This is a genomic window from Protofrankia sp. CiP3 (assembly GCF_917627345.1).
In the GTDB taxonomy this organism is placed as follows: domain Bacteria; phylum Actinomycetota; class Actinomycetes; order Frankiales; family Frankiaceae; genus Protofrankia.
Genome location: NZ_CAKJTM010000074.1, coordinates 1 through 8,268, shown reverse-complemented (window position 1 = coordinate 8,268; position 8,268 = coordinate 1). Strand labels below are relative to the sequence as shown.

Genomic DNA, 8,268 nt, shown 5'->3' with positions numbered 1-8,268 from the left:
CTGAGCCGCTCACTGATCGAACGCCCTATCCTCGGGCGCTCTAAGCACCTCGGGCGGGAGCACCCGGCCTCCTGACCCGTGCTGATACCGATCAGCGGGCGGCCCGAGGCAGTCAGTGCGAGCACTTAGTGTGAGATTGGGCTTTCGATCAGTGAGCCGCGGCCAGGGGGTGCCTGGGCGCGGCGAGCCGGAATGACGATCTCACACACGCTCTTCGAGCGATGGCTTTCGCGACACGCCCTAACGCCCCAGGAGCGGTCCGAACTCCGCATCCCAGTTGATCAGATCAGGCTCCATCTCAGCCGGAACGGTCGTGTAGGTGTGGCGCAGGAAGGCGGCGACCCGCTGCGACGGGAGTTCCAGGTCCGCCCGGCCGGTCGGGCTCGTCAGCGTCAGCGCCGTGATTCGCGGTCTGTCACCGTGGGCCGGCCGGACCCGCACGTCTCCCATGTCGGTCGGCCGAGGGCCGCCTGCCGCGAGCAGGTCGCGCGCGAACGTCCACCTGACGGTCTCGCCGGCCGCCACCCGAATGACGAGTGTGATCGCGATGGGGTCGGCGGGATCGAAGATCATATAACCGGTCAGCGGCAACCGTTCACCGTTGTCCGTGACCAGGGCGATGGGCAGGTCACGGCTGATTTCCTTTGCCGCGGATGACCGATGGCGGGGCATCTCGACCGTCCTCGTCTTCGTCCTTGTCCCTGTCGTGGGCTGTTCTGCGCTCGCCTGACCAATTCTGTCCGCACGCACCGCGCCGATCATGAGACAGCCGGTCAGCGTTGGCAGGAGGAACGGACTCCTGCGTCTGGTCCGACCGGCGGAACCTCACCGTCGTGTCACGCACGGCTTCGGCTCCATCGCCCGTGCCGAGGCGGACGAGGTCAGCGACGTCGATCTGTTGGCCGGCCTCGCTCCCGGGCGAGGGCTGTTCGATCTCGGCGGATTCATCAGCGACGCCGAGGCGGCGCTGGACGTCCACGTCGACGTGACCACGGTGGCTGGGCCGCGGTCGCGGCTACGGGCGGGTTCTCGCTGAAGCCGTCGAGTTGTGAAGCCCGACGACGAGCGCCTCCGCGGCGTCGTGGGCCGGGCCGTTCGGAACCAGCCCGCCCGGTGCCAGACCGCCGACGAGGAGCGCCGTGAGGGCGGCGGTCACCGCCCACAGTTCGCGTCGTGTGAGGTCAGGCTCGCCGACGTGGTCGCGCCGTCCGGTGTATCCGGTGAAGAACCAGCGCGCGACCGTTGCCCCGTTGGCCGCCGTCGCGACGACCAACGCCAGCATCGGCAGCGGTGACGATTCGCGGATTCCCTCGATGAGGAGATCTTCACCGACGAATCCCACCGTGGCCGGGAAGCCGGCGACTGCGAGCCCGAGGAGCAGGAAGGCGACGGCGAGTTTCGGGGTGCGGGCAAAACTGCCACCGGCTCCGGTGCTGCCGATGGGCCCTCGGCGGGCCTCGGTCGCCGACAGCACCATCAGGACACCGGCCATCCCGATGGCGTAGACCTGCCAGGCCAGAATTGCCCCGGCCACGGTCGTCGGTGACGCGTCCGCGATGCCGCACGCGACGATCCCCGAGACGCTGACGGCCAGGGCGCTCAGTCCGCGCCGGGCGTCGGGCTGGACGAGCCCGAGCAAGCCGCCGAGCAGCGCGGACACGGCGCCGGTCACGAGCAGCCCGGTCCCGGGTGCCGGTATGCCGTCGGCAAGGAGCAGCATCGGAGCGGTAGGAGCGGTCAGGAACACGACGACCAGGCCCATGGGCGCGGACTCCACCAGGCCGGAGATCCACAGGTGCAGGGGCAGCAGACCCAGCCGGACGGTGACGGCGGCGACGATCGCCGCGGTGCCGATCGTGCCCGCCCATCCCGGCGCGCCGTGGACAGCGAGGACGATCACCCCGAAGGCGGCCAGCGTGATACCGAACACCTGGTGGACGGCGAACAGCCGAGCCGCCCCCCGCGGACCGAGACGGCCGCGTAGCTCATGCCACGTCGCGGCGGAGGCCAGCGCCCACAGGGCCACGATGACGGCCGGCTCGCCGGTCGCGGTCGTCGCGAGCCCGCTGGCGAGCACCACCAGCACGTGGGTGAACGTGCTGGTGGTGTGTGTACGCATCGGTGCCAGCGCGACGGCGAGGAGACCGGCCAGCGCCGTGGCGACCGGCGTCCACCGGGCCCAGCCCGCAGCCAGGGTGGCCGCCGTGTGGACGCCGGCGTCGGTCAGCGCGTCGTCGACGAGTCCGGCCAACGGGACGCAGACGACCGTCACCGCAAGCGCGGCCCCTGCCCAGGCTGTCGCGCTGGCCCGTGCCCGCCGCGGGTCGAGGCGTCGGCGGGTGAGAGCACCGGCGCCGAGCAGCGGCAGGACAGCGGCCAGCAGCGGGCCGAGCGCCACCGTCATCATCGCCCCCCGGCGGCGACATCATCCGCTGGCGCGTGCTGGCCGGCCTGCTCGTGAATCGGTGCGCTCCCGCTGACGGGCCTGGGGGCCGCGGGGCCATGCGGCGCCGTGTCCAGCGCCCCCGTGCCGGGTGCCGTCGTTGTCTGTCTCGCCGCATGCCGGACGGCGGGGATGCCGACGGAGGGGCTGCCGCCTGCCAGGCCGAGGCGGGCCGCCTCGGTGGTCGTGCCGCCGCGCGCCCCGCCGATCCGGTCAGCCGCGCGCCGCTGCGCCTGGTCGATGGCTCGCAGCAGCCGTGCGACCGGGGCGCCCAGACGGCGTAGCCAGACGTCGAGGTAGCCGTGTCCGAGGGCGTACCGATACAGCGGGAGCTGCCAGCGGCCTGGCACGAGCCGTTCGAGATGCCGGCCGGTGTGCGGCAGCGTCCGTCCCATCGCCTGTTCGAGATGGTGCCGATCGTGCAGCAGGCTCGGTGCGCGCAGGATCTGCGCGCCGCGTACCGCCGCGTGTCCCAGGATGTGGAGGGCGGCCAGCAGGTCCAGGCCCAGACCGATCTCGGCGACGATCAGCCCGACCTGCGTCATGGACGCGTAGGCCAGGGCGTTTTTGATGTCTGACTGCACGCGGCCGACAAGGGTGGCGTGCAGGGCGGTCGCGAGACCGAGGAGGACGACGACCGCGCGGGCCGCGGGTGCCGCGTCGAGCAGGGCGTGGCTGCGTAGCAGCAGGTAGGGGCCGAGGTGCACCGAGATCGCGCCGTAGCAGATCGCGCTGGACGGGGTGGGCCCCTCCATCGCCCGAGGCAGCCAGCCACTCGCCGGTACCAAGGCCGATTTGCCGACCACAGCCAGGAGCAGCAGCAGCGCCACGAGGGTCGCACTGGCCGCCGAGCCCGGCACGGGGAGCTGCGCCCAGTCCGTGCGGCCAAGTTCACCGGTCCAGCTCGTCCAGCCTGTCGCCGGGACCGGTGGACCGACCAGGTCCACCGATGTGGCCGAGCCGGCCAGCAGCGCGGTCCCGGCGAGCAGCCCGACGTCGCAGGCGCGGTAGGTCAGGAAGGCGCGTAGTCCGTGCCGCACCGGTCCACGCCGTTCGTGGAAGAAGGCGATCAGCAGGGCTGAGGACAGCCCGACCAGCTCCCAGCCGACGAACACGACGGCCAGGCTTCCGGCGAGCACGACCAGTTCGGTCCCGGTGCCGAACAGCGTGAGCAGCAGGTAGAAGCGGAAGAACCCGGGCTCGCGGTGCAGGTATCGGCTCGACAGCGCGCCGATCAGCCCGATCAGCGTCGCCGCGGACAGCGCGAACGGGACGGACAGCCGGTCGGCCACCAGACGCCAGCGCCAGGCATGCCCGAACGACGAGAACCAGATACCGAGCCGGACGTCGATCATGGCGCGCCCGGTCACCAGCAGAGTCAGGCCGAGGACGGCCGTGGCGAGCGCGACGGCGCCGAACACGATGGCCACGACGGCGACCGTGGCCCGTTCCGACCGGCGGCGACCGAACCACAAGGCGAGGGCCTGCCCGGCGACCCCGGCGGCCGGCAGCGCGACCGCGGCCGGCAGCAACGCGGTGCCGACCGCGCTGTTCGCGCCTGTGGACAGCTGGGCTGTCAGTGTGTTCCTCATCCCGCGGGCCGCGCGTCGCCTGGCCGGCCGTCAGCATGATTGTTGATCGCATGGCCGTCGACCGCAGGGCCGGCTCGCGGCGGGCCGCCGGCCGCTGGCGGCGCGGCGAGAACCGCGGCGCACCCCAGATGCTGGCGATGGCTGGCGTAGTGCTCCGCCGACCGGGTGACCACTGGCAGCGTGAGGTCCTCCGGCTGGTGCTGGCGGAACGTGCCGTCGACGTACAGATGGATGTCGGGTCTCCGCGGGTCCCAGGCGGCGAGCTGGATCCACCCGCCCGTGACGAGTCTCGCCAGCCCCGGATTCTCGCGCAGCAGGCGGGCGAGGAGCTCGGGGGTGGCCTCGGCGATCACGAGCAGACGCATCGGCTCGTGGATCTCGACCATCTGCCAGGGCAGGCCGGTGCGAAGGTCGGAGGTGTGCCCGTCCATGACGCCGACCATCGCGGTGATGTTGTGCGGCAGCTTCGTGCCGCTGCCGTAGCCCACCGGATCGACGAAGCTGAAGTAGTACTCCAGGTTGATCCCCGCGCCGACCGGCCCGGCCGACAGCAACAACCGGGCAAGCACCTCGCCATCCGGATCCGTCGTCGGATCATAGGAGACGAGAAAGGCACGGCGGTCCAGATACAGCCCGCGGGTGCGGGACCGGCGTCCGATCACACAGACGGCGTTCGTGGCGTGCCCGTACTCCGGCCGTGGCTGGCCGATGTCGCGGGCATGCTCCTGGACGTGGGCCAACGCCTGGTCGGCGTCGATGTCGGTGGGCGCGGACTCGAAGCGCCGGCACCGTTCCCGCGCGTCCAGCCGGCGGGCCGCGTCCATAGCCTCCTGGAGCCGGCTCAGGGCCGAGCGGAACCGGTCTGGCACACGATCGACGTCAAAGTAGTCGATCGACTCGTCGCACGTGTTGTGGTAAGCGCCGAGGAACCAGACGCTCGCATCCAGGTGGATGCCCCGCTGGGCGAGCGCGTCGCGCACCCGGGGGTGGTTGGCCATCGCGGCGAAGGCCCGGGCGTTTGGCCCACCCTGGCCGCCACCGGTGGCACCGCAGTCGTGGGCGGCTTCGTGGGGGTTGTTCAGGCTGGACGATCCGTGACCGGCGATCAGAACGAGCCGCTCCGGGCCCGAGCCCGCCTGCGCGGCGGCCGTCGCCCCAGGCATCGTGGCGCCCGGAGGCGTTGCCGGGAGGATGCTGGTCAGGCCGATGTTGGTCAGCATCACGTCGACGATGTTGGTCATCTCCGCGACGGTGTAACCCAGCCGCAGCGGCGCTGATCCGGCCCCGGGCACCAGCGCGCCGGATGCCGTGCTCGAGGCCGTGCCCGAGAGTGCGCCCGGCGCCGCCAGCACCGGGTTGTCAGCGGCATGCTCAGCGTCGTCGGGGCATTCGAGGACGAGTCTGCCGCGCGGTCGCGGCGCCACCTTGTGGTGGATGTGACGCGCCCAGTGTTCGGCCGTCCGCGGGAACAGGCACCGGCCGACGAGCGGCACGGTCGAGGCCAGACCGGCGAGGGTGGTCAGGGCCGCACCGCGGCCGAGGGTCCCGCGGGCCGTCGACAGCAGGTGCCCGACGTGTCCATAGCGGCGCATCGCGCGGCGGTAGGCCGCGTGCTCGGTCTCGTCCACGGCCCGCTCCACAACCAGATGGCCTGGTGTGATCGTGACCGGGCACAGCGCGCGCGGCCGGACGTCGTCCAGGCCCTGGTAGGCCATGGCCACGCCGAAGAAACCGGCCGCGCCGTAGGTACGCACCGCCGGGCAGTGCTCCTCAAGGTGCCGGCGCAGCGACTCCTCCCGCTCGTCCATACAGAACACGGCGTGGAAGGCCGCGTGCGGCACAGCGGGCTCGGCGGCCGCAGCGGAATTCCGGCTGTGGGTGGACAGCGCGTCCAGGATGGTCATCCGGTATCGGCGTTCATACGCCTGGTGCAGCAGCCAGCGCCGTCGTCGCTCGTCGAAATCGGCGACCGCCCGCAGCCAGGCGCTGGCCCACCGGTCCTCGGTGAGCAGACCGAGCTCGACGTCCATCAGCTGGGCCAGCACGAATGCCTCGTACACCAACGCCGTGTCCATACCCGCGTGATCGATGGCATGGACCACGGACGGCGGCGGAGCGTGCGTCTCGCGGCCGGGTTCCCCGGGCTCAGCCCCAGCTACGGGCGCGTCCGAGCCGGTCACCACCGGCGCGGCGGCCAGCGCGGTGCCAGCGGCCGCCGTGGCGGGCGGCGGGGGCTGCGGGGGCTGCGGGATCGGGGCAAGGGAGCCGAGATCGGCCGGCTCGGCCCCCGGGCCGACACGTACGGTCAGCACATACCGGGTGGCGAACACCTTGAGCAGGAGCTGCACGGCGAGGAAGTCAACGAGCCGCGCAGGGGACGGCTGCGTCGGAACCCGGTCGGGCCGGATCTCGAACTGGCGTACCATGCCGGCCCAGCCGCGCAGGGACAGCAGGTTCGCCCGGATCGCCGCCGGCCAGGCCGACTCGGGCAGCTGCAACGCGCGAAGCGCCCACACCACGGTCCGCGTCGCCGTCCATCCCTGCGCCGCCTGCTCGCGAAGAACCACATCGAGGCCGCGCCAGACCGGGTCGGGCCGATCAATGGGCAGGCCGAACAGCCGCCGGAAAACGCCCAACAGGCCATCCGCGCGGCCCGGCATCCGCCAGTACGCAACGCCTTGATCAAGAAAAGCGGAGCACAACCGAATCAGCACCGGATGCACGAACTCATCCGTGTCCACGCCCAGGAGACGCAGGATCTGGTCGCGGCGCCGCGCCGGTGCCACGTCGGCGGGTGCCGGTGGACGTTGGCGTTCCAGGGCGTCCCAGACCTCCGCCAGCAGCCGGGCCTTGGGCGTCGGCTGACCAGGCGGCAGCGTCTGACCAGGTCCTGCCCGCCGGATGCGCCCCCATCGCGCGGCGGTCCGGGTGGCCCCGCGCCGAGACGAGCTCCGCGCCGATTCCTGGTGGCCTGGGCTGGCATAACGCGGTCCGCGACGGCCGGTCGCGAGGCGGCGGGTCCCAGCCTGGCGCTGGCTCTCCGGACCTCCGGACGCCGGCAGATCAGCGGCAGCGGCAGCGGGGAAACCGATGGCATCCTGGCCGCCACCACCGGGTGACTCGAAGATCCGGCCGGCCTGGCGCCGGAGCGCGGCCCGGCGGGCGTCGTCCACCAGCGGGTGACAGCGATGACGGACGTCGTCCTCATCCACCAGCCAGCGCAGCCCGGCGCCGTGCGGGATCTCAAAAAGGGTGGTCAGACGGCGGAACCGGAACTCGGCCACAGTCGGCCCGCCGGGCACCACCTCGACGTCGCCGTCACCCTCGTCATGGGGGCCGAGAACAGCGCGTATGTCGTCCTCGCGGATCCGGCCGCCGCGCAGCTGCTCGGCGAACGCCTGCTCGGTCTGGAAAGGCTGCGTTCCCAGCACCTCGGAAGCACGGAGAACGGCCTCCTGAAAGGGGAGATCCTCGAATGCATGCAACGTGTTGTGATGCACGAAGAAGCTCAGCGGCGCTTGCTCAGGAAGAAGGTGCGCGACATCATCCAGGATATCGGCAACGAGGGACTCCGGATCGGTCCGTGATTCGCTCGCCGCCTGGGCCGGGAACGGAACCGCCTGACCCGCCGCGGCCATCGGTGTGGTCGTCGTCTCCGTTGCCGTCTCCGTCTCCGTTCCTGCCACCGCCTGACTGTGGGCACGATAGCTTTGGACGCGACAAAGCCCGCACCACCGCGCATCACTCGCCGGACACTGACGAACCGTCACTGACGAGCCGTCCGCAACGACGGCCACACCTGGTTGTGATCCTCCGTAGAGAGTAGCCGGCGCCGGCCTGCCACGAGTGATGGAGGCTCCGACAACGCGGCCCGCGACGATAGCGGCGGGCGCATCAGGCGACAACGGTGGCGTGGCGTGCACGGTTAGGGCGTTGGCTGTGGTTGGCTCAGCGGTGGCAGCGGGCCCCAGGTCTCGGCCGGCAACCGGATGAGTTCGCCTCCGCGGGGCACCTGCCAGCCGAGCCACCGCCACGCCCCGCGCGTCGCCCCGAGCAGATGTCCGTCAGGGGCGGACCACACCGCGAGTTCGCCCTGGGGAAGCTGCTCCAAGCGCCAGCCGACCGGATGTCCGCTCAACGCGTCCCAGATCCGCGCCGTCCCGTCGAAGCTGGTGGTCAGGACCCGTGTCCCGTCTGGGCTCCACGCCCCACCCCACACCGTGCCGGTGTGGT

Annotated in this window: 6 protein-coding genes; 1 reads left to right on the top strand and 5 read right to left on the bottom strand. The window is 71.7% G+C overall.

Features of this window, described 5'->3' with window-relative positions; all coding sequences use genetic code 11:
* Window positions 1–240: 240 nt before the first annotated feature.
* Window positions 241–672, bottom strand: a complete 432-nt coding sequence (locus tag MJ797_RS19855; protein ID WP_239337926.1) for an SsgA family sporulation/cell division regulator — start codon at window positions 670–672, stop codon at window positions 241–243.
* An 88-nt stretch (window positions 673–760) separates the two neighbouring features.
* Here MJ797_RS19855 and MJ797_RS19850 point away from each other — a divergent pair, with 88 nt between their 5' ends.
* Window positions 761–1,036, top strand: coding sequence for a nucleotidyltransferase family protein (locus tag MJ797_RS19850; RefSeq protein WP_239337923.1), 276 nt, complete (start codon window positions 761–763; stop codon window positions 1,034–1,036).
* Here MJ797_RS19850 and MJ797_RS19845 read toward each other — a convergent pair.
* The 4 genes from MJ797_RS19845 to MJ797_RS19830 all read right to left on the bottom strand — a co-directional run.
* Window positions 1,016–2,398, bottom strand: coding sequence for a proton-conducting transporter membrane subunit (locus MJ797_RS19845; RefSeq protein WP_239337921.1), 1,383 nt, complete (start codon window positions 2,396–2,398; stop codon window positions 1,016–1,018). The genes MJ797_RS19850 and MJ797_RS19845 overlap by 21 nt on opposite strands.
* 5 nt (window positions 2,399–2,403) lie before the next feature.
* Window positions 2,404–4,035 (bottom strand): proton-conducting transporter membrane subunit, encoded by a 1,632-nt coding sequence (locus MJ797_RS19840; RefSeq protein WP_239337919.1) that lies wholly within the window; start codon window positions 4,033–4,035, stop codon window positions 2,404–2,406.
* A complete protein-coding gene (locus tag MJ797_RS19835; RefSeq protein WP_239337905.1) occupies window positions 4,032–7,673 on the bottom strand; it encodes a DUF2309 domain-containing protein in 3,642 nt (1,213 codons plus the stop codon). Before MJ797_RS19835 ends, MJ797_RS19840 begins: the two co-directional genes overlap by 4 nt.
* A gap of 287 nt (window positions 7,674–7,960) precedes the next feature.
* A partial coding sequence (locus tag MJ797_RS19830) for a WD40 repeat domain-containing protein (protein WP_239337902.1) occupies window positions 7,961–8,268 on the bottom strand: 308 nt, incomplete at its 5' end.